This window comes from Streptomyces narbonensis, assembly GCF_014649015.1.
GTDB classification, from domain to species: Bacteria; Actinomycetota; Actinomycetes; order Streptomycetales; family Streptomycetaceae; genus Streptomyces; species Streptomyces narbonensis.
Window position 1 is genome coordinate 124198 of record NZ_BMSF01000013.1, and the last position, 23975, is coordinate 148172.

General features: G+C 69.0%; 27 protein-coding genes. 12 read left to right on the top strand and 15 right to left on the bottom strand.

What is annotated here, in order from left to right; translation table 11 throughout:
- Positions 1 to 32: 32 nt before the first annotated feature.
- Positions 33 to 776 carry a polyphosphate--glucose phosphotransferase gene (gene ppgK / locus IE124_RS24400; protein ID WP_189510343.1) on the top strand — a complete coding sequence of 248 codons (744 nt, stop codon included), beginning with the start codon at positions 33 to 35 and terminating at the stop codon, positions 774 to 776.
- 122 nt (positions 777 to 898) lie between these two features.
- Here the strand turns inward: ppgK and IE124_RS24405 are convergent, their stop codons facing one another.
- Positions 899 to 1669, bottom strand: coding sequence for a DUF6542 domain-containing protein (locus tag IE124_RS24405; protein ID WP_370468812.1), 771 nt, complete (start codon positions 1667 to 1669; stop codon positions 899 to 901).
- 161 nt (positions 1670 to 1830) lie between these two features.
- Here IE124_RS24405 and ychF point away from each other — a divergent pair, with 161 nt between their 5' ends.
- Positions 1831 to 2919 carry a redox-regulated ATPase YchF gene (gene ychF, locus IE124_RS24410; protein WP_189510158.1) on the top strand — a complete coding sequence of 363 codons (1089 nt, stop codon included), beginning with the start codon at positions 1831 to 1833 and terminating at the stop codon, positions 2917 to 2919.
- Between the two features lie 108 nt (positions 2920 to 3027).
- Here ychF and IE124_RS24415 read toward each other — a convergent pair whose 3' ends face one another.
- A complete protein-coding gene (locus tag IE124_RS24415) occupies positions 3028 to 4146 on the bottom strand; it encodes a tyrosine-type recombinase/integrase (protein ID WP_189510160.1) in 1119 nt (372 codons plus the stop codon).
- 24 nt (positions 4147 to 4170) lie between these two features.
- Positions 4171 to 4671, bottom strand: coding sequence for a helix-turn-helix transcriptional regulator (locus IE124_RS24420; RefSeq protein WP_189510162.1), 501 nt, complete (start codon positions 4669 to 4671; stop codon positions 4171 to 4173).
- Between the two features lie 121 nt (positions 4672 to 4792).
- Here IE124_RS24420 and IE124_RS24425 point away from each other — a divergent pair, with 121 nt between their 5' ends.
- The 6 genes from IE124_RS24425 to IE124_RS24450 all read left to right on the top strand — a co-directional run bounded on the left by IE124_RS24425 (position 4793) and on the right by IE124_RS24450 (position 10615).
- Positions 4793 to 4987, top strand: a complete 195-nt coding sequence (locus tag IE124_RS24425; protein WP_189510164.1) for a helix-turn-helix transcriptional regulator — start codon at positions 4793 to 4795, stop codon at positions 4985 to 4987.
- A gap of 634 nt (positions 4988 to 5621) precedes the next feature.
- On the top strand, positions 5622 to 6797 hold the full coding sequence (locus tag IE124_RS24430; protein ID WP_229832816.1) for a DUF3631 domain-containing protein: 1176 nt from the start codon (positions 5622 to 5624) through the stop codon (positions 6795 to 6797).
- A gap of 315 nt (positions 6798 to 7112) precedes the next feature.
- Positions 7113 to 7688, top strand: a complete 576-nt coding sequence (locus IE124_RS24435; RefSeq protein ID WP_189510347.1) for a hypothetical protein — start codon at positions 7113 to 7115, stop codon at positions 7686 to 7688.
- A complete protein-coding gene (locus tag IE124_RS24440; protein ID WP_189510167.1) occupies positions 7678 to 9375 on the top strand; it encodes a relaxase/mobilization nuclease domain-containing protein in 1698 nt (565 codons plus the stop codon). Before IE124_RS24435 ends, IE124_RS24440 begins: the two co-directional genes overlap by 11 nt.
- Positions 9376 to 9432: 57 nt before the next feature.
- On the top strand, positions 9433 to 9873 hold the full coding sequence (locus tag IE124_RS24445; protein WP_189510169.1) for an FHA domain-containing protein: 441 nt from the start codon (positions 9433 to 9435) through the stop codon (positions 9871 to 9873).
- A gap of 169 nt (positions 9874 to 10042) precedes the next feature.
- Positions 10043 to 10615 carry a hypothetical protein gene (locus IE124_RS24450; protein WP_189510171.1) on the top strand — a complete coding sequence of 191 codons (573 nt, stop codon included), beginning with the start codon at positions 10043 to 10045 and terminating at the stop codon, positions 10613 to 10615.
- A gap of 120 nt (positions 10616 to 10735) precedes the next feature.
- Here the strand turns inward: IE124_RS24450 and IE124_RS24455 are convergent, their stop codons facing one another.
- The 4 genes from IE124_RS24455 to IE124_RS24470 form a co-directional block, all read right to left on the bottom strand.
- On the bottom strand, positions 10736 to 11281 hold the full coding sequence (locus IE124_RS24455) for an HAD domain-containing protein (protein ID WP_189510173.1): 546 nt from the start codon (positions 11279 to 11281) through the stop codon (positions 10736 to 10738).
- Positions 11282 to 11315: 34 nt separating this feature from the next.
- Positions 11316 to 12008, bottom strand: coding sequence for a class I SAM-dependent methyltransferase (locus IE124_RS24460; protein ID WP_189510175.1), 693 nt, complete (start codon positions 12006 to 12008; stop codon positions 11316 to 11318).
- A 1-nt stretch (position 12009) separates the two neighbouring features.
- Positions 12010 to 12921 (bottom strand): phosphotransferase family protein, encoded by a 912-nt coding sequence (locus IE124_RS24465; protein ID WP_189510177.1) that lies wholly within the window; start codon positions 12919 to 12921, stop codon positions 12010 to 12012.
- A 77-nt stretch (positions 12922 to 12998) separates the two neighbouring features.
- Complete coding sequence (locus IE124_RS24470; RefSeq protein ID WP_189510179.1) at positions 12999 to 13748, bottom strand: hypothetical protein; 750 nt, start codon at positions 13746 to 13748, stop codon at positions 12999 to 13001.
- Positions 13749 to 13972: 224 nt separating this feature from the next.
- Between IE124_RS24470 and IE124_RS24475 the strand changes: the two genes are divergently transcribed.
- The 3 genes from IE124_RS24475 to IE124_RS24485 all read left to right on the top strand — a co-directional run bounded on the left by IE124_RS24475 (position 13973) and on the right by IE124_RS24485 (position 16395).
- Positions 13973 to 15328 (top strand): NsdA family TPR-like regulatory protein, encoded by a 1356-nt coding sequence (locus IE124_RS24475; protein ID WP_189510181.1) that lies wholly within the window; start codon positions 13973 to 13975, stop codon positions 15326 to 15328.
- Position 15329: 1 nt separating this feature from the next.
- On the top strand, positions 15330 to 15860 hold the full coding sequence (locus IE124_RS24480; RefSeq protein ID WP_189510183.1) for an NUDIX domain-containing protein: 531 nt from the start codon (positions 15330 to 15332) through the stop codon (positions 15858 to 15860).
- Between the two features lie 70 nt (positions 15861 to 15930).
- The gene (locus IE124_RS24485; protein ID WP_189510185.1) at positions 15931 to 16395 is read left to right on the top strand and encodes a PIN domain-containing protein; all 465 of its coding nucleotides are present in this window, start codon (positions 15931 to 15933) and stop codon (positions 16393 to 16395) included.
- A gap of 99 nt (positions 16396 to 16494) precedes the next feature.
- Here the strand turns inward: IE124_RS24485 and IE124_RS24490 are convergent, their stop codons facing one another.
- The 3 genes from IE124_RS24490 to IE124_RS24500 form a co-directional block, all read right to left on the bottom strand.
- Positions 16495 to 17964, bottom strand: coding sequence for a hypothetical protein (locus IE124_RS24490; RefSeq protein WP_189510187.1), 1470 nt, complete (start codon positions 17962 to 17964; stop codon positions 16495 to 16497).
- A complete protein-coding gene (locus tag IE124_RS24495; protein ID WP_229832818.1) occupies positions 17964 to 19256 on the bottom strand; it encodes a KGGVGR-motif variant AAA ATPase in 1293 nt (430 codons plus the stop codon). Before IE124_RS24495 ends, IE124_RS24490 begins: the two co-directional genes overlap by 1 nt.
- A gap of 86 nt (positions 19257 to 19342) precedes the next feature.
- Complete coding sequence (locus IE124_RS24500; protein WP_189510191.1) at positions 19343 to 19825, bottom strand: hypothetical protein; 483 nt, start codon at positions 19823 to 19825, stop codon at positions 19343 to 19345.
- A gap of 481 nt (positions 19826 to 20306) precedes the next feature.
- Here IE124_RS24500 and IE124_RS24505 point away from each other — a divergent pair, with 481 nt between their 5' ends.
- A complete protein-coding gene (locus tag IE124_RS24505; protein WP_189510193.1) occupies positions 20307 to 20516 on the top strand; it encodes a hypothetical protein in 210 nt (69 codons plus the stop codon).
- On the opposite strand, the gene IE124_RS24510 is transcribed toward IE124_RS24505, so the two are convergent.
- The 5 genes from IE124_RS24510 to IE124_RS24530 all read right to left on the bottom strand — a co-directional run bounded on the left by IE124_RS24510 (position 20502) and on the right by IE124_RS24530 (position 23923).
- Complete coding sequence (locus IE124_RS24510) at positions 20502 to 21680, bottom strand: caspase, EACC1-associated type (protein ID WP_189510195.1); 1179 nt, start codon at positions 21678 to 21680, stop codon at positions 20502 to 20504. The two genes, IE124_RS24505 and IE124_RS24510, sit on opposite strands and share 15 nt — an antisense overlap.
- Complete coding sequence (locus IE124_RS24515; protein ID WP_189510197.1) at positions 21677 to 22036, bottom strand: effector-associated constant component EACC1; 360 nt, start codon at positions 22034 to 22036, stop codon at positions 21677 to 21679. Before IE124_RS24515 ends, IE124_RS24510 begins: the two co-directional genes overlap by 4 nt.
- 139 nt (positions 22037 to 22175) lie before the next feature.
- Positions 22176 to 22805: a DUF6000 family protein gene (locus tag IE124_RS24520; RefSeq protein ID WP_189510199.1), complete on the bottom strand. Its 630-nt coding sequence runs from the start codon at positions 22803 to 22805 to the stop codon at positions 22176 to 22178.
- Positions 22806 to 22808: 3 nt separating this feature from the next.
- Positions 22809 to 23540: a HEAT repeat domain-containing protein gene (locus tag IE124_RS24525; protein WP_189510201.1), complete on the bottom strand. Its 732-nt coding sequence runs from the start codon at positions 23538 to 23540 to the stop codon at positions 22809 to 22811.
- Positions 23537 to 23923, bottom strand: coding sequence for a CPCC family cysteine-rich protein (locus tag IE124_RS24530; RefSeq protein WP_189510203.1), 387 nt, complete (start codon positions 23921 to 23923; stop codon positions 23537 to 23539). The genes IE124_RS24525 and IE124_RS24530 overlap by 4 nt, the downstream gene beginning before the upstream one ends.
- Between the last annotated feature and the right edge of the window lie 52 nt (positions 23924 to 23975).

Sequence of the window (23975 nt, forward strand, 5' to 3'; positions counted from 1 at the left end):
CACGCCAGAGCCCTTACCGTGGGTCCATGACCATGAACGTCTTCGGAGTGGACATCGGCGGTTCGGGCATCAAGGGCGCCCCCGTGGACCTGGAGCGCGGAGCGCTCGCCGAGGAGCGCCACAAGGTACTCACCCCGCAGCCCGCCACACCCGACGGTGTGGCGGGCTGCGTCGTGGAGGTCGTGGGGCACTTCGGCTGGACCGGACCGGTGGGGGTGACCTTCCCGGGCGTGGTGACCGGCTCCACGATCCGTACCGCCGCCAACGTCGACAGGACCTGGATCGGCGTCGACGCGGGCACCCTCCTGAGCGAGCGGCTCGGCGGGCTCCCGGTGACCGTCCTGAACGACGCGGACGCGGCCGGGGTCGCGGAGATGACCTTCGGAGCGGGCCGGGGCCGCAAGGGCACGGTGATCCTGCTGACACTGGGCACGGGCATCGGCTCGGCCCTCTTCGTCGACGGCCGGCTCGTGCCGAACACGGAGCTGGGCCACCTGGAGCTGAAGGGCCACGACGCGGAGACCCGGGCCTCGACGAAGGCCAAGGAGGACCACGACCTCAGCTGGGAGCACTGGGCGAAGCGCCGGCTGACGAAGTACCTCGCGCACGTGGAGATGCTGTTCTCGCCGGAGCTGTTCATCATCGGCGGCGGGGTGAGCCGCAAGGCCGACAAGTTCCTCCCGCTGATCGAGGGCATCCGCGCGGAGATCGTCCCTGCCGAGCTCCAGAACAACGCGGGGATCGTGGGCGCGGCGATGGCGGCGGCGGAGGCCTGAGCGCCGGCGGCGCACGAGTGACGGGGCGCGAGCCCCCGGGCCGCGTGCTCCTGGGCCGCGTGCTCCTGGGCCGCGTGCTCCGGGGCCGCGTGCTCCTGGGCCGCGCGCCCCTGGCAGGGGCCTTACGCGACGGGGCGGCGGCCGGGCGCCGGGGGGCGCCCGCCGGCCTTCTCGCCGGCACCGGGGGTGGTCCGCCCGGCGGCACCGGAACCGACGGCCCCGACCCCGGCCCCGGCCCCGGCGGCGGCGTGACGCTGCTGTCGGCGCCCCATGTCCCGTACCTTCCGCACGCTCGTGATGAGCCCGGCGACGAGGGTGCCCCCGTAGAGCCAGCCGGCGTGCACGGCGAGCGCGGTCACGACGGCCATGGCCTGGCCGCCGAGCCCACCCGTACCGCCCGCGATGGGGACGACCCCGACGGCGAAGGCGATGGGCACGCTGATCGGGGCGGTGACGAGGTCGGCGGTACGGACCCACAGCGCGGTCAGGGCGCTGACCGGCAGGAACAGCAGCCCGAAGACGATCGGGGAGCCGTCGAGGATCAGCCGGTCGAGGAAACCGACGACGAGCATGACGGCGGCGGCGAAGAGGCCGGCGCCGAGCCCCGTGAGCCGGGGCGCCGGGAGCCGCCGCAGGGCGAGGACGACGGGCGGCACCGGCCGGGTGCCCGAAGGCCGTGCGGAACCGCGCACGGGACCGGCGGCCCCCGCGGCCCCGGCCCGCTCCACGCGGCCGTCGCCGGCGCCCCGCCCGGCCCTGCCGGTCACGCGGTACACGGCCACGCCCTCGACGGCCGCGCCGTCCACGAGCGCGGCGGGCGGCGCCACGGGCGGCGTGACGGGGTTTTGCGGCCGTCGGCGGCCTTGCGGCTGACTTGTCCTGTGCTGCTCCACACCACCAACGTAGGTCGGAAGAGGCGGGGAACCCGGTCCGAGACACGCCCTTTGGGTGACGTTGCGCCCGAGATCGACCGAAGGTCGGCGTCACTGGCCGGTTCGGCCCGCCCGTAAACTGGGGGATCGGCCCACCATCCACACTTCAGGAAGTCGCCACCGTGTCGCTCACGATCGGAATCGTCGGTCTGCCGAATGTCGGCAAGTCGACCCTGTTCAACGCCCTGACCAAGAACGACGTGCTGGCGGCCAACTACCCGTTCGCCACGATCGAGCCCAACGTCGGTGTCGTCGGTGTCCCGGACGCCCGCCTCACCAAGCTCGCGGAGATCTTCAGCTCCCAGCGCATCCTCCCGGCGACGGTCGACTTCGTCGACATCGCGGGCATCGTGCGCGGCGCGAGCGAGGGCGAGGGCCTGGGCAACAAGTTCCTCGCGAACATCCGCGAGTCGGACGCGATCTGCCAGGTCATCCGCGCCTTCAAGGACGAGAACGTCGTCCACGTCGACGGCAAGGTCTCGCCGAAGGACGACATCGAGACGATCAACACGGAGCTGATCCTCGCGGACCTCCAGACGATCGAGAAGGTCCTGCCGCGCCTCCAGAAGGAGATGCGGATCAAGAAGGACATCGCGCCGAAGGTCGCGGCGGTCGAGGCCGCCCAGGCGATCCTGGAGAAGGGCGACACCCTCTTCTCGCAGGGCATCGTCCAGGGCTCGGAGAAGGCGGAGCCGCTCCACGACCTCCACCTCCTGACCACGAAGCCGTTCCTGTACGTCTTCAACGTCGACGAGGACGAGCTGACGGACGACGCCTTCAAGGCCGAGCAGAGCGCGCTGGTCGCCCCGGCCGAGGCGATCTTCCTCAACGCCAAGCTGGAGCAGGACCTCGCCGAGCTCGACGAGGAGGACGCCATGGAGCTCCTCCAGTCCGTCGGCGCCGAGGAGCCCGGCCTCGCCACCCTCGCCCGCGTCGGCTTCGCGACCCTCGGCCTCCAGACCTACCTGACGGCCGGCCCGAAGGAATCCCGCGCCTGGACGATCAAGCAGGGCGCGACGGCCCCCGAGGCGGCCGGTGTGATCCACACCGACTTCCAGAAGGGCTTCATCAAGGCCGAGGTCATCTCCTTCGCCGACCTGGTCGCCACCGGCTCGGTAGCCGACGCCCGCGCGGCCGGCAAGGCCCGCATGGAGGGCAAGGAGTACGTGATGCAGGACGGCGACGTGGTGGAGTTCCGCTTCAACGTCTAATACGTTCGGCGAAAGGCCGTCTGACCTGCGACGGAGCGGGTTGGGCGGCCTTTGCGGTCCGCACAGAGTCCGCAGCGTGCTGACGTCGGTCAGCGCGCGGGGGAGCGGCTACGCCGCTTCGTCGACCTGCGGCTGGGCATCTGCGGACTGGTCCGCGTACGCCTTGTCGACCGCGGCCCGGGTCCGCTCCTCGGAGTCGGGCCACAGGTGGGTGTAGATGTTCAGCGTCATGGCCGCATTGGTGTGGCCGAGACGCTCGGAGACCGTCTTCACGGACTCGCCGTGCTTGATCAGCAGGCTGGCGTAGTGGTGCCGGAGGGCGTGGGGTCCGGTGCCCTTCGGTATGCCGGCCTTCGCGCAGGCGGGCCGCCAGGAGGCGTCCATGAAGTGCGTGTAGACCACGGGTCCGCCTTGCGGCGCCGTGAAGATCCAGCCCTCGTGCCCATCGGCGGGGAAGTCCCGCAGGTGGGCCTTCATCGCATCCACTGCCACGCGGGGGAGCGGGACCGTGCGGTGCGAGCGAGCGGTCTTGGGCGGGCAGACGTACACGCCGTGCTTGGCGGTCTGCTGAATCTGCTGCTCGACCGAGACGGTCGCGTGCAGCAGGTCCACGTGCCGGAGCTGGAGGCCGAAGAGTTCGCCGGGGCGGAGTCCGGTGGCCGCGCCGAGTAGCACGAGGCCCTTGTATCGGGCGGGTATTTCCTCGGACAGCGTCCGTACCTGCTCGACAGCCAGTGGCACGATCTTCTTCCGTGGTACCGAGGGCAGCTTCGCCTCGGCGCACGGGTTGTGAGGGATCATCCGGTCACGGACGGCCGCCCTGAAAACGGCGTTGACCGTGTTGAAGACCGTCCGTGAGGTGCTGGCGGCCAGCCCGTGCGTGGTGGTCAGACTGGTGACCCAGCTCTGTACGTCGCCGGGCTTGATGGCGCCGAGTGCCCGCTTCTCCCAGGCCGGGTAGACGTAGCAGCGCAGGTGCTGGGCCACCGCCTTGGCCGTGGAAGGCCGGTGCGGCTGGATGGCCCGCCATTCCTCCGCGTACTCCTTGAAGGGCTTCTTCGACGATCGCGGGTCGACGTACTGCCCGGTGACCAGGCTGGCCGTGACCTCGTCGATCCACCGCTGGGCGTCGATCTTGCGCTCGAAGTGGCGGGCGTGCTCCTTGCCGTCGAGGTCGCGGTAGCGAGCACGCCATTTACCGTTGGGGCGCTTCTGGATGTTGGCCAAGTGGCCTCTCCTTCGTGTCGGTTGTCAGTAGTGGCCGCCGTCCTCGATGTCGCTGCTGAGCGTGCGAGCGTCCCGCTCGTCGCCCATGAGGCGGAGGCACTGCTCGTGGATCGCCCGCGAGCTGTCCGGGTGGGCCTTGATGTGGTCGGCGATGGCGACCACGGCGTGATGCAGGCGGTCGCGCGCGTCTCGGGCCTCGTAGAACGCTTCGACGGCTTCCTGGACGAGCCGCCGGCTGTCGATGTCGAGCCCCTCGAGGGGCGGGGACATCAGCTCTTCAAGAGGAAGCTCGAAGACGCGTGAGAAGGCGAGGGCCTCGTCGAGGTTGATGCGTCGGCGGGGGGTGCCGTTCTCGATGCGCCAGACCGCCGTCTGGTTCATCTTGATGCCGGCTCTGGTCACCCGCTCCGCCAGCTCGGTCGTGCTCCACCCTCTGACCTCGCGCTCCAGGGCGACGCGTGCGGCCACGTTCCCTTCGCTGTAGAGCAGCGGCACTTCGCCACCCTCGGGCTTGTCGCCTGCCATTGAACCTCCATCATCACCATCGCTATCCCAATTGAAACATGGGCTTCCCGATTTGGGTAACCGCCGATCCTGGGGTACAACTTTATGCAGATCGAATCGTCGCCTAGCCGAATGGGAATGCATGCGATACCTGACCACCACCGAGGTCGCCGAGCGCTACCGCACAGCCGAGAGCACCGTCCGCTACTGGCGCCACATCAAGAAGGGGCCGCGCGGCATCAAGGTCGGCAAGCGGGTGCTCTACCCCGAGGCCGAGCTGCTGCGCTACGAGCACACGCTGATCGACGGCCGAGACGAGTGGGGCCTGGCCTCGTGAGCCGCCCGCAGCCCCGGACACAGCAACGGCCCCCGGCGCGCCAACGCCGAGGGCCGGAGATTCCCCTGCACGTCGCCCATCCCTGAACGAACGAACCGGCGAGGGGCGGGACCTTGCCCGTCCCGTCCCTCACCTGAGAGGAACGTCGATGGAGGACTCTACGTCCCCCTCCACCTCGAACACATCCCACAAGGTCGTCTGGCCTGCCGCTGCGGTCCCCGGCCAGGGCATCCCGTGGCTCGGTCCGGACCGAGCGGACGGCCGACCCGCCTTTCCGGGGACCGGCGATCGACCGGACCGTGCCGCTGGTCCGGTCGGTCCGGAACCGGACCGGCCCGCGACCGAAACCCGGACCGAAGTTCCGGACAACCCGGACCAGGAACCCGGACCGACGGAGAACGCGCAGCTCAGCGGCCCACCGGACCGGACCGGGAACCCGGACCATGGACCCGGTCTGGAAGCCGAGGACCGGACGAAGAGTTCCGGTCAGTCGGTCGGCGAACCCGGACCGTCGGTCCCGGTTTTCCGCGGTCACCACGATGCTCCGGGGACGGTCCCCGAACCCGGACCGGGGACCGAGGATCATGAGCGTGCCGGCCTCACGGCGGACCGGGACCAGGACGGGACCGCCGTACTGGACGAGCTGCGCGCCGCGATCGGCCGGTACGTCGTGCTGCCGAGCGAGGAGGCACTCACCGCGGTCACCTTGTGGGTGGCGGCTTCCCACATTCAGCCCGCCCTCCAGCACGCGCCGCGCCTGGCGGTGGTGGGGCCGACCAAGGGCTGCGGCAAGTCCCGGGTCCTGGACGTGCTCCACGAGACCGTGCACAAGCCGATGATGACGGTGAACACCTCGTCGGCGGTGGTCTTCCGGATCATCGGCGAGGACCCGCCAACGCTCCTGGTGGACGAGGCCGACACCATCTTCGGCCCGAAGGCCGGCGACAAGGAGGACCTGCGCGGCCTGCTGAACGCCGGACACCAGCGCAACCGCCCCGCCTGGCGGATATCCGGCCCTGAGCACAAGCCGACCGCGTTCCCGACCTTCGCCATGGCCGCGCTGGCAGGCATCGGCGACCTGCCGGACACGATCATGGACCGAGCCGTCGTGCTCCGCATGCAGAAGCGCAAGCCCGGCGAGAAGGTCGCTCCCTTCCGATCCCGGCACTCCGTCCCGGAACTGAACGCGCTGCGGGATCAGCTGGCCGCGTGGCTGACCCCGCTGCGCGGGACAGCGCACCGGCTGGTGCCACCGATGCCGGTCGAGGACCGGGCCGCGGACACCTGGGAGCCCCTGGTCATCGTCGCCGACCTGGCCGGCGGCCACTGGCCCGCCCAGGCCCGCGCCGCCTGCCTGGCGATGACCCGCAACGAGGTGGTCCAGGACGAGCAGGCGACGCTGAAGACCCGGTTGCTCCGGGACATCCGCCGAGTCTTCGAGCACCAGGGCGACAAGGAGGCGCTGCGCAGCCATGACCTGCTCGCCGCCCTCATCCAGGACGCCGAGGCACCCTGGGCCGAGTACGGCACCAAGGGCCTGAACGCCTACCACCTGGCCAACCTGCTCCGCGACTTCGGCATCAGCCCGGCCAACCACCGCTTCGAGAACGGCAGGCAGGCCAAGGCGTACGCCCGCAACCAGTTCCTCGACGCCTGGGCCCGCTACTGCCCCGACCCTGCCCAGCCGGCACCCGCAGCCGACGAGGCCGTGCTCGCACGTCGAGCCCCGGGCAAGCCACCGGCCCCTCCGACCGGGACGCTGCCCATCGGCCCGCCCGGCGGGCCTACCGGCCCGAGGCCCACTCGCTGACACCAGCTCCGTATCAATCCGTCGCATCCGTCCCCGCGCAGGTCAGCGCGGGGACGGAGTTCCTTGCCGATACGGATCACTCCGTACCTGCGACCGCCTCCGTACCTGTCCTGACCAGCTACGGGACGGATGCAACGGACGTGACGAAGCCCCACCGCACACGACCACCGGAGCACCACCATGCCCGAAACGAGCACCGACAACGCCCCCACCCGCCGCCGCAAGGGATTCTTCGGCCTGACCCGCCGAGCAGCAGCAAGCTGGAGCGAACGAGCCTCTAACGAGGCTTCGTCCGCGCTTGCCCCCGCCCCAGGGGTGGCGGAGGAGAAGGCCGAGCGCCAGGGGGCGCCCGAGCCGGAGGAGGGTGCAGCCGAGACCAGCTGCCCGCCCGCAGCCGACTCCGTCGCCCTTTCCACTCAGCCGCCGACGGCTGTCCAGCCATCCGTCGAGCAACCCTCCTGGCGGGATCTCAATGCCCCCGTCCTGCCTGCGCTGATGAACCGCAAGCGCACGGTGGAGAAGCGCGACCAGGAGAAGACCATCCGCTTCACCCGGACCGCTGTGAGCGTGATCAGCGCCGCCGCTCACCAGCGCGGTCAGAAGTTCGCCGGATTCGTCGGGGACGCCGCCTTGGCCGTCGCCCTCGGCAAGGCGGGGCTGGTCGGCAGCCCGGAGGACGACCCGGTCCGCCCGCTGATCGAGGCCGTCGAGGCACACACGGTCGCGCTCGACCGCATCGGCAGGAACCTCAACCAGATCACCGCAGCCATCCACCGAGGAACCGTGCCCGAGCGTGCCGAGGCGGTGCTGGACCGCGTCGAGCAAGCAGCCGAGAACAGCTACCGACTGATCGACCAGCTCCTGACGGAAGGCACCGCACATGGTTCCTGACGTCTCCACCGGCTCCGACACCCGCGGACTGATCGTCTACCTCTTCGGCCCCGGCCGCCGCGACGAACACACCGACCCACACATCGTCGCCGCCTGGGACATGGCCGGCGCCCCCGACCCCGGCCGCAACCCGGCAGCCACCTACACCCGGCTCGCCAAGCGCCTCGACACCCACGTCGACCTGCGCACCCGCGAGCTGGGCGGCAAGAAGCCGCCGCAGCACGTCTGGCACTGCCCGGTCCGTACCGCGCCCGGCGACCGCTACCTCACCGACGCCGAGTGGGCCGAGGTCGCGCGCCGCATCGTTCACGCCGCTGGCATCGCTCCCGAAGGCGACGAGAAGGCTTGCCGGTGGATCGCGGTGCGGCACGCCGACGACCACATCCACATCATGGCCACCACCGTCCGCGCCGACGGCCGCCGCCCGCGCACCCACCACGACGGACAGCGAGCCCAAGCCGAATGCCGCAAGATCGAAGCCGAGTTCGGCCTGCGCCGCCTGAACCCCGGCGACCTCACCGCGCCCCGCACTCCCACCGGCGCCGAACGCGCCAAGGCCGAGCGCCAGGGCCAGACGGTCACGGCACGGCAGTGGCTGCGCGAGCAGGCATACGCGGTCGCCGCCGCCGTACACAACGAAGCCGACTACTTCACCGTGCTGCAGTCCCTCGGCATCAAGGTCAAAACCCGCATCGGCCCCGAGACCGGCGACGTCATCGGCTACAGCCTCGCCGCCCCCGGCGACACCAACGCGGCCGGCGAACCCGTCTGGTACGGCGGCTCGAAACTCGCCCCCGACCTCTCCATCAACCGCCTACGCGAACGCCTCCCCGACCAGAAGGTGGCCGACCACCCCCGGTATCGGGCGGACCCCGCCGCCCCATGGCACCACACCACCACCGGCATCCACACGGCACGCACCATCCTCGACTCCGATGACGATGCCGCCGCCCAGGGCCACCTCGCCGCCTTCGGCGATGCCCTGTACAACATCGCCAGCGCCACGACCGGCCCACACCGGGCCGAACTGCAGGCGGCGGCAATGGCGTTCAACCGCGCCCGCCGCTCCGCCACCCGCGCCGACCACCAGGCCGCCACTGCCCTGCGCAAGGCCGCCAAGGAACTCGCCTACGCCTCCAACGAACCGGGCGGGCTCGCCATCGCCCTGCTCTTCGCCACCGTGCACCTGGCCCGCGCCGCCGCCAAGTGGCACGAACAGCGCGGCCACGAGCAGCAGGCCGCTGCGGCCGAGGAAGCCTTCCGCCACCTCCAGGCGGGCTACCAGCAGGCCGCCGCACCCGTCTTGGCCGACTTGGCCCACCGCGCACCACGAGACGCAACCGCCCGCCGCTACGAACAGGACGTTCGCGCGACCCTCCCCGACCACGCCGACCGGATCCTCGCCGACCCCACTTGGATCGCCCTGACCACAACCCTCGCCCACGCCGAGACCGCCGGCCACAACCCCCGACGTCTCCTGGCCGAGGTGGGCACCCAACGAGAGCTCGACAGCGCCGAGCGCCCCGCCGAGGTCCTCAACTGGCGCATCACCGCTCAACCGAACCGACGGACGCAAGCAGCTCGCAGCCGAAGCACCACCAGCGGCACATCGGCCAGGTCTGCCACGCCGCATCCTCCGGTCGCACCAGTGGCCACGAGGCCCAAAGAGCACGGTCGACACCGCTGACCCCGGTCAGATGCCCTTCTGCGGACGCGCATCCTCATCACGCCGTAGCCTTCCGGCGTGCGCTATCTCGCAGAACCATTCATCCTCGGCGCCCTCAAGCGGGGGCGTTCCGTCGAGCAGTTCCTCGGACCGGCTGGAACCCCCGTGAGGCCGGGGGTCCGCTGGGTCGAAATACGGCCGTCCCGAGGGTCCTACGAGGTCTACCTCCACACCGCTCTCGACTGCGAACCCCTGACTGGCGACCTGGATTCGCTGCCACCGTTGTTCGACGACGAGGAAGAGGACTTCGGCCTGCTCTTGGCAACCACGAGTGAGCCGCGTGCTGCCATGCACGCTGCCGAGAGCCAAACCGGAGCCGCACTCGAACGCTGGGTAAACCAGTCCATGGCGGGCGACGAGTACCGCGACTACGTACTGGCCGGCCGCCCCGCAACGACACCTGACGACCGGCCGTGGCCCACTCCGCAGTCGTCGGCCGCCACGTCGGCGACTTCGTAGACGATCAGCGGGACCCGTTATCCAGCCCTCGCGTGGGCACCGGAAGCCGTCGCCGGAGGCGATCGCTGAGTTCACAGCCTTTCGCGCCCGGCCGCACCCGACAGTCTGCTGGTCGGTGATTGACATGATGGGCGCCGGTGAGTTCTCAGGTGTCTCTAGAGGGGCGACTATGGCGGTCAAGGCCGAAGCCGATTTCGGAGTCGCCGGACGGGACGAGTGGTCCTATGCGCCGGCTGTCGGCGTGGGACCGCTCCGGTTCGGTATGACCGTCGACGAAGTGGTCGAGGCGGCTGAGACACTCGGCCAGACGAAGGTCAGCGATTGTGCACCGGACCACGCGATCTTCTCGCCGACCTGGAAGGTCGAGGTCCGCCGTCACGGGGCGGCTCCTCCTCCATCTGCCGTCACAACCTATGTGAGTCAAGCTGTGGGCCTCTTCTGCATTGCTGTCGACGCCGTGTACGGTCCCCAGGTCGCATACGACGGAATCCCGCTGGTCGGGCGCGACCTGTCGGAGCTGGAGAGCGACGCAATCGCGTATGCCGAGGCAATGGACGTGTACTTCCGCTACACGCCCGAGGGCTACGCAGGACCGGATGATCCCGGGGTCGTCATGCGCGGGCAACTAGTCGGGCCGGTCCTCCGATCCCGCCCGTTGTTCATGGTGACGCGCGACGGCGCGAATACCGAATGGGACTCGATGCCCTCCGAGGAGTACCGCCTCAACGGGCCGACGGCCTGACGTGGCGTGACTCATGACGAGGAGGCCCGAATACGCCAGCCCACCAGTCGAGGTCGCGTTCGGGCCGCCCGTTACGCACCCTGATGCCCTCGCTGTCCGTGGCAGCGAGGGCATCAGTCGTCAGGCGGCTCGGACTACGGGTAACTGAGCGACCCACTTCGTCACCTCGGTCAGGTGGTCGGGCTGCAGCCCGAGGTGTGGGTCGGGCTGAACGAGGAGGGTCGCCGTCCCGCGGGCGGCGCGCTCCGCCGCCCAGGCGTGGTCGAGGCCGGTGAAGTCGTCGTCGATCCAGACGGCGGGGGCGTCGCCCAGCCAGGCGTCGACGTGGTCGCGCTTCCAGAGGTAGCCGTTGGGGTGGCTGGTGGTGATCTGGGGATGTGGCAGGTCGATGTGCGGCAGGGCCGGGAGGTCGAGAAGGGGCCCGATGAGGGTGGTGGCGTCCTGGCGCCAGCTGGTGCACCAGACGGGAGTGACCAGGCCGGTGCGAATCACGTCCATGAGAAGGCGGCCGTGGCCGGGGTTGAGCCAGACGGTGACCGGGTTGTCGGCGCTGCGGCCGGTGGGGACGACGTCGTGGCGGGCGTGGGTGGCCGGGGCCGAGCCCTCTGCGTCGGGGAAGGGAATGAGGACGCCGTCGATGTCGAGGAGCAGGTAGGGCGGGCGCATCGGTTCCTCCAAGGGAAGCCGGGCGAATGGCTGGTCAGAGCTTGCGGGCGCGGATCAGCAGGGTGGTGGGCCAGTGGCCCATGCGGGGGTCGTGGAACTCCTGGGCAGAGGTGAGCCAGAAGCCCGCCCGGCTGAGGTGCCTCTCCCACCGGTCATTGGCGAACTCCCAGCGGGCGATGGGTAGGCGGGTGCGATCGGGAAGAGTGACGTGGTCGCGGCGGGGCCGGTCGTCGCCCGAGGGGCTTCGGCCGCCGCGCTGCGGGTGCGGGACGGAGAAGGCGAGCACCCGGCCGGGCGTGAGGCGTTGGGCGATGGCCGGGAGCAGGAGCTCGGGGGCGACGAGGCCGACGGCGCCGAAGACGGAGTAGATCGCGTCGAACTGCTCGTCGGTGGCGTGCAGGTAGTGCAGGGCGTGGCCGGCGACGTAGGTGAGGTTGTTCAGCCGTCCGTAGTGGGAGCGGGCGCGGCGGACCTGCAGGCCGACCAGGTCGACGCCGGTGACGTGGGAGCCGTGGCGGGTGGCGAGGTGGGCGGCGTTGTGGCCGGGGCCGCAGCCGAGTTCCAGGAGTCGCTTGCCGCGCAGGTCGGGGCCGAGGATTTCGGCTCCGGGACCTTGGCCGGGTCTCGTGGTCCATTCCATCCGGGCGGGTACAGAGAGGGGTTCGGCGAGTCCGGCGGCGGTGCGCTGGAGGGCGTGGGCGTGCCAGGGGGATGCCTGGGCGAGCACGTCAGATCTCCAGGAGGTGGAGGACGTCGGTGAGGTGGCGGCGGACGGCCTTGATGTAGGCGGGGTCGGTGGCCGGGTCGTTGATCCAGCGGATGGACTGCTCCATGAACCACTCGACGGCCCACATGCGGTGCCAGCCCAGGGCCCAGTTCTCGGCGGTGAGCCCGCCGCGCGGGGCGAGGGCGTCGGGGGTGCCGCCGGCGGTGACGTACTGCTCCAGGAAGACGCGGAGGCGGATGGGGTGCGGGGGCTCGATGGTGCCGTGCCAGCTGGCGAGGTCGAGCAGGCCGGGGCCGGTGAAGGCGCGGGCGAAGTCGAGCAGCCGCCAGCCGCGCTCGCCGATGTGGAGGCTGGTGGGGTGGAACTCGGAGTGCACCCAGCCGAACGGTTCCAGCGTCGCTCCGGCCGAGCGGGCTTCGGCGGCCTTGGCGATCTGGTCGAGCGCGTCCTCGATGTCGTCGGCGTCCTGCCACCGGTCGGCCTTGCGTAGCCGTTCGAGATGCTCCAGCGCCCGGGCCGGCAGCGTGCGCAGCCGGTCCTGGTCGAGTACGGGCAAGGGTGGAGCCGTACGGGTTCCGTGCAGGACCACGGCTGCAGCGACGCCGTCGAGGTCGTCGGCCTCGCGGACGGACCGTCCGAGGTCCTCCATGAGCATGCCGAGCCAGCCGTCCAGGACGGCGGAGGCGTGGACCTGGGGGACGGGAACGCCGAGGGTGTGGGCCAGGCGGAGGGCCTGGTCCTCGCTGTCGAAGGGCTTCTTGGCGTACTTGAAGATCGCCGTGGTGCTGTCGGGGAAGGTGACGCGCTCGACGCCGGACATGGACCACACGCGTACCTCCTCCCGTACGGCGGTGGTCTGGCCGGTTGCGGTGAGCAGGTTGTCGAGGAGTTCGGCGCTGGGGTTTGTGGTCACGTGGGGCTCCGGGGATGGGTGGTGGCGTCCGGGGCGGGCGAGGGATGCCGGCCCGCCCCGGAGCCTGATCGGGTGGGTTACGCGGCGGGGTTCACGCGGTGGGCGTAGACCTGCTCGATCCAGCCCGCCTTGAACGCGGCGAGGTCGTCGCGGAAGTTCGCCATCGAGGCACCGTAGGGCGCGACCACGCCGCCGGACTGGTCCGGCACGGACTGGCAGCCGTGCACGAGCCGGCCGCCGAGCGCGGCGTGGGCCTTGATGGACTCGATGCGGCGGTGCTCGTTGAACCAGCCGCCGTGGTAGACCTCGTCGAGCATCCCGCCCGTCTCGTCGTCCAGGTCGAAGACGACGGAGGTGGCGGCGGGGAAGAACCAGCACGGGCCGACGTTGGAGATGTGCCCGTCGAGCTCGACCTTGTTGAGCGCCATGAGCGTGGCGGCCTCGCGGAGCATCCGCAGGTGGTCGGCGGTGATCTGCGGCAGGTTGAGGCCGGCCAGGTGCTCGTCGCGGAAGAGATGCGCGTACACCTCGTACGCGGTGGCCAGGACGCGGGCCGCGTCGGACGTGGACTCACTGTGCTGCTTGATGAAGTCGAGCGCGAGCTGCTCGACCGCGCTCTCGGTCGTCTCGTCCACGTTCAGGAGCTGGGACTTGATCAGCTCCCAGTCGGCGACGAGCCAGGTGTTCGACTCGAAGCGGAAGAAGTACTCGGCCGGGTCGATGGTGATGCGCCGGCCGTCGACGTGGATGCCGGGCAGGCGGTTCCAGCGCGGGTCGAACGCCTCGGGCAGCTCGACCGTGATGGTCGTGGTGTCGATGGTGGTCACCGTGTTCTCCGTCTCTGATCGGCCAGGTTCGGGCACAGGAATGCCCGAGCCCGGTGTGGGCGTACGGAACTTCGGGGTGCCGCCCGGATTAAGGGGGAGCCTGGATCACGGTTGCGCCGTTCCGGGCGGCTGCTGATAAGTGAACCGGTGGTCACGCTCAGTGGGTACGGTGGAAGCCAGTTGAAGCGGTATACGCGGTTTACAGCTCCAGGGCGGAGGCGATCGTGGCGGCGCCGAGAGAACCCAACTCCCGTCTGCGCGACGTCATCGCGGCGGTCGACTGCACCTACGAGGCCCTCGCCAGAGACGTGCGGCGCATCGCCGTCGAGAACGGCGAGATCCTCCAGACCAACAAGTCGGCCATCTCGCACTGGGTGAACGGCACCCGCGCCCCGTCCGGCCGGGTAGGTCAGTACCTGGCCGAGGCGCTGTCCCGCCGAGCGGGGCGCACGGTCACCCAGACCGAGATCGGCCTCCAGGCCGGTGGTGACGAAGAGCCGGCGGAATCCGACCCCGTCCTCGCGGTCACCGACCTGGGCCGCGCCGACGTCGAACGCCGCCGCTTCCTCGCCATCGCGGCCTTCACCACCGCCGGCGTCGCCATGCCGCTCGGTTACGACCACGAAGCCACCGCCCGCATGCTCCGCGCCCGCACTGGCACGTCCCTGGTCGGCGCGGATGACGTGGACGTCGTACGCCAGATCACCGCGGCCTTCAGCGCCGCCGACGAGCGTCTCGGTGGCGGGCACGGCCTGACCACCGTCACCGCGTACCTCGCCGACACCGCCGCCCCCATGCTGCGCGGACGCTTCCCCAGCGAAGCCTTACGCCGAGCCGCCTTCGGAGCCGTCGCCGAACTCGCCTACCTCGCAGGGTGGAAGCACCACGACCTCGGCCAGGAAGGCGCCGCCCAGCGCTACTACCAGGTCGGCTACAAGCTTGCCTGCGAAGCCGACCCCCACGGCCACGCCGCCTGGATGATGCGCGCCCTCGCCCACCAAGCCCTGAGCCTCAAGCAGCCCCACCACTGCGTCGACCTCGTCGAAGGCGCCCTCCGCACAGGTCTCGGCCACGTCGACGGCCAGACCGAGGCTCTCCTCCACATCACCCACGCCCGCGCCTACGCCGCCATCGAGGAGAACTCGTCGGCCGCACGCGCCCTGCTCGCCGCCGAGGATGCCCTCCTCCGTGACGACGGCCCCCAGCCCAGCTACTCCCGCGTGAGCGGCCCCGCCGCCGGCACTGTGGCCAGCCACACCGCCCGCACCCTGACCGACCTCGCCGACCACATCGGCACCGAACAGCAGCACCGCGACGCCCTCACCCGCTGGGACCCGGAGAAGTACAAGCGCGTCCACGCCCTTACCCACGCCGACCTCGGCGACAGCCTCGCCGCCCAGGCCCGCGCCGACGAGGCCGTCGCCGCCTGGACCCAGGCCCTGGTCCTGATGGAGGGCATGACCTCCGATCGGGCCCGGAAGGCGATCACCTCAATCCGCTCCACGCTCGCGGTCTACCAGCGCCGCCGCGTTCCCGGTGCCGCCGATCTCGCCCGCCGCGCCCGCGAGGCCCTCGCCTAACATGCCCAACAACCCGCCCGACGAAGGGAACATCGTGGCCCAGCAGACCAACGACCAGCCGAAGGCCCTCAAGCCGGCGCTCGAATCGATGACCCTGCTGGTCGCCGCCGTCATCGTCCACGACAAGGCCACCAATCGCGTCGTCCTCCTCCAGCGCAGCGAGAACGCCAAGTTCGCCCAGGGCATGTGGGACCTTCCCGTCGGCAAGAGCGAACCTGGCGAACCCATCACCGAAACCGCGGTCCGCGAGCTCTACGAGGAGACGGGCCTCACCGTGAAGCCTGAGTCCCTCAAGATCGCCCACATCATCCACGGCGCCTGGGGCGTCGAGGCCCCCAACGGCTTCCTCACCGTCGTCTTCGCCGCCCACGAATGGACCGGCGAACCCGAGAACCGCGAACCGCGCAAGCATTCCCAGGTCCGCTGGGTCGACGCCGACGCCATTCCAGCGGCGTTTGTGTCGACGACGGCCAGTGCCCTCAACCGCTACCTCGATGGAGGTCCTCAGGTATCAACCGATGGGTGGAGTTGACTCGTGTCCAAGTTGCCGCCGGTTCCAGAATCCGTCTGAGCTGCGGTCCTCGAAGTAGTAGCGTTCGCCCATGCGACGCGTGGTGTTCGACTCGAACGCAATCGATCCGGTGGCAGACACGCCCGGTGCCTACGAAGTGCTAGAGAACGCGGTTGAAACCGGTCGCCTAGAAATTCTCTATACCCACGTCACGGTTGATGAGCTGGTGGCGATACCGGACATGGAGCGACGGGCCTGGTTGGTCTTGCTGATGGCTTCCCTCGGCCGCGTGGTGCCTACGGGTGATACCGCAGTCGACTTCTCGCGGGTCAACTTCTGCCGAGTGGGGGCAGACGAAGACGAAGACGTACTGGAAGCTCTTCGGTCCGGCAACATCGATCACACTCGTGATGCTCTTATCGCGGCGACTGCCCGATTCGAGGCATGTCCGCTTGTGACCAACGAGCGTCGACTGGCGAATCGATCTCGCGAACGCGGTCTCGAGGTTCTTACCACGCGCCAATTGCTTGCCGAGTTCGACTTCATGATCCCGTAGGGCGAGAACCTGATCCGTCGCTTCCGGCGTGGGGTCGTTCGAAGGTCGACTTCCCTGACGCCCGATGCCGGAGGTGCCTCAGTGCCATTCCCGAGGCACTCAGCCCGCGACTCGTGGCACGCCGCCCTTGCGTCCAATGTTGAAGGCGATGCGATACACGTCGGGCAGGTCGATGCGGTCGTCGCGGCGGCGGCGCATAACGCCTAGGGTGATCAGCTCCTCGACGAGGCGGCCCGGGTCGTCGGGGTGGCGAGGACCGGTTCGGACGAGGGTGTCCTCGTCCTGGGTCTCGTATCGCTCAGCTTCCTTGAGTAGAGCGTCGGTCAACCGGACCTCCTGCCACAGCTCCAGGACGGTTTCCTGGTCGATGGGTACTTGTCGGCCGGCGAGTGGGTCGACAGCCAGACGCACCCACGGCATATCCTCACCGACTTCCCGTACACGGGTCTCCGAGGCGGTCTGGACACCCCGGCGGATGCCCTCGTGGTGGATGGCGTACTCGTGGCCCGCGTATTTGCCACGGGTCTCCGAGACAGCCTTGCCCAGCGCGCTGAGGAAGCTGCGCGGGCTCACCTGCTCGACGCCGTCCATGAGGTGGTTGGGAAGCCAGGTGTATGTGTTCCCCTTGCGGTAGTTGGCACCCATGTAAGGGCCGGCGATGAGCGCGAACTGCTCGGCCTGGTACTGCTCGTCACCGCTTAGGAGTGCAGGAGGGAGGTGGCGGTGCCCGCCAGCGTCGGCCTCCCAGCCGCCGGTGAGGCGACGGAAGCGGTCCGCACGGTCGCTGCTGTGGTTGCCCATGTAGTGGAAGAGCAACCCGTACAGACTCGCGCGGGACCAGGAGAGGCTGGCGGCGTTGGCTGTCAGCTTGGACGCGTCGGGGAAATGGAGCAGGGCGCCGTCGAACATGTCGGGGCGGATGAAAACTTTGAAGCGGATGTTGCGGGTACCAAGACGCATTGCGAGGGCCAGCTCCAGGATGCCACTGACAAGGCGGTCTGCCTGGGCGCGTACCCGGTGGAGGTGTTCCAGGGCGTCAAAGAGAATCAGGTGGGTGGTGCCCTCCTCCTGAGCCTGTTGGTCGGCCTGCTGCACCGTACGCTCTGACGCGCCCGGGTTGGCGCGTACCCAGGCAACCCGGTCGCGCCACTCCACCAGCTCTCGTAGTTCCGGCTGGCCAAGTGCCGTCAGTAGTACCGCGTACCAGATGTCGTAAGGCCGAATATTGGCCTCTGCGAGCTGCCGCAGGACACTTGTGCCTGGGTATAGGTCGGGCTTAACAGACGCTCCGTACCCGGCTGAGACAGTGAGCCGACGCAGCCGTTCAATCCCATACTCCTGCGCCGCGACCTGACGCAGAGTGTCGTCGAGCAGTGAGCGGTACCAGAAGGTCTTACCGACGCCCCGTCCACCGCGTACGACCGTGCTATCGACATAGAGGGCTGCTCGGTGGCCGTCTGGGGTAAACAACGTGTGGAGGTCAGGCAAGAGCGTGTCGGCGTCGGTCGCCTCGGGCAGCGTGTCCGAGAGGAGGTCGCGATACTCCTCGGCGCCCAATGCGGTGGTCATCAGGTTCCTTCATTCTGCGGCTCGGCGGTGATCAGGAGAATGGCGGTCTCCAGGAAGTCACGGTACGCGGCCTGGACGAAGGCGCGGTCTTGCCAGCCTGGGGCGCTGTCCGCGTCCAGGCCAACCAGTCCCGGCTCGAACAGAATGGGGATCGGGTGGTGGGGGGCCGAGTCGTCCTCCAGAGAAGGAGAGAAGGCCCCGGGGAGGAGCTCGCCGGTCGCCAGTAGGGGTGCGTCGTCGTCGTACAACACGCTGAAGCATTCCCAGGAGTGCTCGCGGAACGACTTCAGGTATGCATCCATGGGGCGTTGCGGGGAGTCCGGGACCATGGACGCGACCATACGCAGCTTCTCGCGGATGAGGCGGGCCTGGCCGGAGGCGTTCCATGCCCCGAAGAGATCGCCGTAGCCAGACCAGGTCTGCCTGTTGTCGGTGCCGAACAGGAGGGCGAGGTCGCAGAGCCGGGAGATGGTGACGGCAGCGATGTCGTGGATACCAGCCCGGCTGTCCAGCAACACCACATCCGGGCGGCGGCCACTCTCGCTGCCCCGTGCAACGGCACTCTCACAGGCCCGGACGGCGGTTTCCAAGCGGTCGGCGAAGTCCGCGCCTGGAATGTCGGCGTACACGCGATTGAGCTTGTCGACGTAGGAGTAGGGCACACCCGCCGAGCCCTGGCCACGTGCGGGTGCCACCCAGAGCTCGCCCCGGCCGGTTCGGGGGGTGTAGCCGGTGGGTGCTACCAGGTCCAGGATGGCGGCATTGTGCACAGCCGACTCAACAAGCTGATCAACAACACCGTGACGGGGCAGCTCGGCTCCTGCACTGAGCAGTGGGCCAGCACCAGGAGACTCCAGATCGAGGTCGACGACCAGGACGATGTGCCCACGGTCAGCGAGATGGCGAGCGAGGACGGCAGTGGCGGTGGTCCGCCCTACACCGCCCTTGAAGCCGTAGAGGGCAGTGCGATGAGTACGCGAGCCATCCATTTCGAGAGCGGGCGTTGAGACCTGCCCCCAGTCTTCTCCAACCACGGTGTTGTCCAGGAGACGGACATTGCCGTGGCCTTCTCCTGGGCGGTGCTCTGGGTCCGGCTGGATCCTTGCAGAGTTCAGTAGGTCGTCTGCCGAAAATAGGGCGGAGGCGAGTAGGAGTGGCCGGTCAGTGGCGTATGGGCGGAGGGCCGCAGCGAGCCGCTCTGTCCAGGCCCCCGCCCAGTCCGCCTCGGCCTGGCGTCCGCGGTCGTCAACAACCAGGGTGAACCGCCCCAGCACGTCCCGCACGAGCAGCACGTCCAAGCCCTCGGCGGCCACCTCGTAGGCGACGCCGAGAGCACGGGGGCGGGCCTCGTCGAAAAGGACGGGGTGAGGGGACAGAGTCACAGCAGCCTTCCGGTGATCAGGGCCTGCTCGTGCAGGACGAGGATTTCCCTCGCCACGGTACGCCGCTGCGCTACGTGCGCTTCGACGGCTGTGGTGCCGTCAAGGTAGCGGTCATCGACTGACCAGGAGTCGAAGGCCGTCAGGTTGCCGAGCGCGGCGGACAGGCGGGCGGCGGATCTGCCGTGCGTCAGTAGGGCCAGGTCGGCGGTGACCCAGGGCAGGTGGCCGTAGTCGTGGACAGCCTTACCCGTGACCGGATCTGCGACCCAGGGGCGTATGGCCGGAGGCTTGTTCGGCTTTCTGGGGTTCATGGTGGCCGGCGTGAAGCGCAGGACCATGCTTTTGAGGGCACATTCCACCGCGAAACCGAAATGGTGATCGGCATTGGGTAGGCGGTTGCCGTCGTGGAGGTAGACGGCGTCGTCGTAGTGCCGCACAGCGGCGTGGGCGTAGTGGTGCTCTGCTGGATTCCCCGACACGCGAGGATCATAGGGCGGGTCTCATCCGAGTGGCCCTGTACGTCTGTCCTTCCACCGCTACTTGCGCAACTCCTTCAGGGAGAGCATCCACTACCGCCATTCACTCGACAGGTTCGCCACGACCGTACGGCTGACTGAGGCCCGAGTGGCTTGCGGACCATCCGAAGACGGAAGCCGCAGTTTGGGTGGCTTGCCAGCGCCTTGAGGGTGGCCTGCTGAAGGTCCCGCCATCGTCTCTTCTCCGGGCTCAGAGGAGGTCTGAACGTCCCGGCGGATGCCCTAGTGGTGGATGGGCGTACGTGTAGCCCGCCTACTTGCCGTGGGTCTTGGACCGTGCCCAGTGTGTACGCCGGCGGGCAGAAGAGCGGTCGGTTCTGCAGGGAACAGAATCAGCCGGACGCAGCCGTTTGCCCTCTCCTCAGGACGGACGCTGCGAAACTGTCGAAGGAACGGAAGGCAGCGTTGTCGGGGGGAGAGCGCAGTGGCGCAGAAGAGCGACAAGCCCTACTACCGGGCAGGGCACTGGGTGCGGCCGCCGGCCGCCAAGCAGGTGAAGAAGCCTGCGACGGGCCTTGTGATTGCTGCGGCGTTGCTGGCTATTGCTGCCTGGAACACGGTCTTCGGTGATGACAGCGAGGCACCTGTTCCGGCTCCGCAGCAGGCGTCTCCGACTGCCTCAGCTACTCCCTGAACGGTGATCTCGACTGCGACCGTTTCGCCGAGATAGTCTTCCGGTCAACCGCTGCAACGTAGTGGGCTTCTGGTGCTGGCGCGGGTGCGGGACGGTGTGCGGCGCGGTGTCGGTCGTCGTATCCGTTAGCAACCGCGTCCAGACGGCATGCCACTCAGCGACCTGCTGATCTGGCACGCCACAGGCGGACAGGTACGCCGCTGTGGTGGGCCAGGTCTTGGGCAGGCTTTCGCGGTTCAAGAGCCTGCTGACGGTACCGGGCGAGATGCGTCCACCGGAACGCTGGCTGACCATCTGATGGGTGAGACCGCTCGTCACACGAACATCGGCCAACGACTTGAAGAAACCCCTGACAGTGCGGATTCCCGAGGGACTCGGCCAGGAGCGCCCTGTGGCTGGCTTCCCGTCGGCAGAAGGGGTGGTCGCGGTTGTCGGCAGGCAGGCCAGGTTGCGGCCAAGAGCGAGTCGGGCCCCGGTGTTCCTGTCTCTCGCCTGTGGGTCGGGGCGCCCCTTAGCCGCCAGCCTGATGCGCAAGTGTCGGTACAGCGCTCCAAAGTCGATCAGCTCAGGCCCATTGGGGATGCCCGTCTGAAGCGTGTCGAGGAGCTCGCCGGTGAACGCGGTGAAGGTCTCGTCCGGCGGGGCGAGTGCTTGGCGTGTTTCTGCAGCAGCGGCCAGCAGGAATGTTCCCTCCACGGCCGCCTGATCGGCCAGATCTGATGGGCCGCCCATCGTCCCGAGGGCCAGACCGCTGTAGCAGCAGTCGAGGACAACGACACATCGATCGGCCCGGCCGTTCAGGAGAGCCTGCCGTATCCACCGATAGGGCAGTCCGGTCTCCACGCGTTGCTGCTTGGACTGCGGCATGGCCAGATAGAGGTCCCCTTCGGGGTCGACCAGCCCATGACCGGCGAAGTAGATCAGCACGGTGTCGCGCGCTTGCTCGGCTGCGGCTCGCACTGCGGCCATGGTCATCTCTGCGGTCGTGGGGTTGGAGAGGATCGTGCAATGCTCCTGCGGCAGGGTCCAAGAGGCGGGTCCGGTCAGCGCCTCGGCCAGAGCGGTCAGGTTGTTGGACACAGCCGGCAGCGACTCCAGGTGGTCGTAGTGGCTGGTGCCGATCAGCACGGCTCGGGTCGCGCCGGGGTCGGGCAACACGCTCATGTCCCAGGTGCCTCATCCTCGGTCGAGGTCTCAAGGGCACGAATGACACGTTCGATCTCGGCATCGCTGCCCTGGGTAAGAACGATCACGGTGTCACCCCGCCTGATCTCGATCCGCGGGTCCTGGGGCCTGGTTCGCTTCCAGGCGGCCAGCGCCACCACGAAGGAGGCAGCGCTCCATCCGTTGTCAGTCACCAGTTGGATGACGTCCAGCAAACCGCCCATCTGCCCTGGCTCGGGAGGCTTCTCTTGGAGTGTCAAGGAGGACGACCTGCGGATCTCTCTGTCTGCCCCCAGCCACTGGTGCAGTGAACGCAGCTCGTCTGCCTCGGCCCCTACCCGCACGTCGATGCGCATGGTTCCCCCTGTCTCCGCGTGTCGGCGGTCTTCCGCATTTCCATCGTCGGGCAGAACCGGCTTTCCTGTGTGCGTTTGGCTTGTTCAGGCCCTTAACTGGTGGGAACTAGGGGGCCTGGGGGCAGTGATTGCACGCGACCTACAGGCGTCGCCAGCCGTTGGCGAACTCGCATTGGAGGTCCGTCCAGCGGCGCTGTTCGGCGGGGATGTGGCTGGGGTAGCCGAGGCGTCCCACGCCCTTGACCCACTCGTCCCAGAGGCCGTCGGGCTCTGTGAAGCGGTCGGCGTGGTGGGCGCCGAGGAGGGCGTCGAGGCGGAGGAGGGCACCTAGGGCGGCGGGCTGGTCGTAGTGGAGGTCGGTGCGGGGAAGGTAGTGGTCGAGATAGGCGGTGAGGATCTCGGCGTCGGCGTGGGTGCCGAAGCGGGCCAGGGCGAAGCAGTAGGCGCTGCCGGAGTAGCAGACCTCGCTGGCCAGGAGCAGGTCGCCGATGCGTGCCCGGAACCGTTCGCGGCGGTCGACGCCGATCAGCCAGGCGGCGGTGAGGCGCGAGCGCCATTCGTACCCGAGGAGAGCTTCCAGTTCTTCGTCGGTGATCGCGGCGGCGTCATTCAGCAGGTGTCGGGTGAAGCGGGTGGTGTGCCACCACCGGGGGCCCAGGAACCGCCCGCCATTCAGTGCGAGATAGCGCGGGAGGCCGCCGTACGTCCTCGTCACGTAGCTCTCGATCACATGGCCGTAGCCGATCTCCTCGGGGTGCTGGGACGGCATCGGTCACCTCTCCGGGTGCAGGTCGGTCCGGTCGATCCAGGTGGGGGCGACGAAGATGTTGTCGCCGACAGGTGCTTCGGAGGCTTCCAGCAGGGACCAGGTGCGGGACTCTTCGACCAGATGTGCCCAGGGCGCGGTCCAGTCGAGTTCCCAGTCCAGGCCAGTGCCGGAGATGCCGTACGTGCCGCCGGCGTCCACGCGCCAGAACTGGGAGTAGAGGATCACCTGGGCATGGTCGGCGAGGTCGTTGATGATCTCGGTGAAGTGGGTCGAGGGCCAGCCAGGGGCGTCATCTGCGGCGGTGGCTCGTACACGTGCGGTGAGTGGGGGGACGACAGGGCTACGGGCGCCTAGTTCGGTCAGCGCCCAGCGGATGCCGACGGACTCGGTCCAGCCCGGTGGGGTCGCCCGTTCCAGGCAGGCGCGGTAGGCGCGGCGCAGGGGCTCGATGGCGCCGTCGATCTCCAGGCTCGCCAGGGCCATGGCCGCCCATTCGCGGACGGTCGGATTGTCGCTGTCCAGCAGGCCGATGAGAGCGGGGCCACAACGGGGATCGCCCACCTCCTCGAAGACCTCAATGGCGGTCAGCTGACCGAAGCCGCCGAGGGAAGGCAGGCCGTTGATGACGGCGGGTATGGCGTCGGCGCCGATCCAGATCAGCTCCGCGCGGGCGTCGTAGGACTCGTCGGCCTTGCCGTCGAGCCGCTGGACGAGCGTCTCGATATGGGAGGTCATGACGCGGAGTGGTCCCGGCGCCAGAAGGTGGGGAGCCACCAGCAGAGCACCGAGTGGTCGTCGGGCCACGGGGCACGGTCCTGGGCCGCCCAGTCCTCGAAGGAGTCCCGTGTCAGGTCGATGGGGCGCCAGGCGGGGTCGAGCGGCTCGTTCTCTGCCGGCGGGCGGACGAACCGGCGGCCGTGCTCGTCGCAGGCGCCGAAGTCCTGGTAGTTGCGCTGGGCCTTGATCAGGGAGACCTTGTTCGCCCCGCCGGCCATGGTGGGCCAGCGGAACTGGACCCCGTCGTCCTCCCAGAAGCAGACGGGGCAGATCTCGTACGAGCCGGGTATCTCGCCCAGCACGCGGTGCCCGCAGCACGGGCAGGGGTGGGAGTCGCTCACCTGCGCAGTCTCGTGGCAGGTCCCGCCGGTGTGCCATGGATTTCTCTGCCTC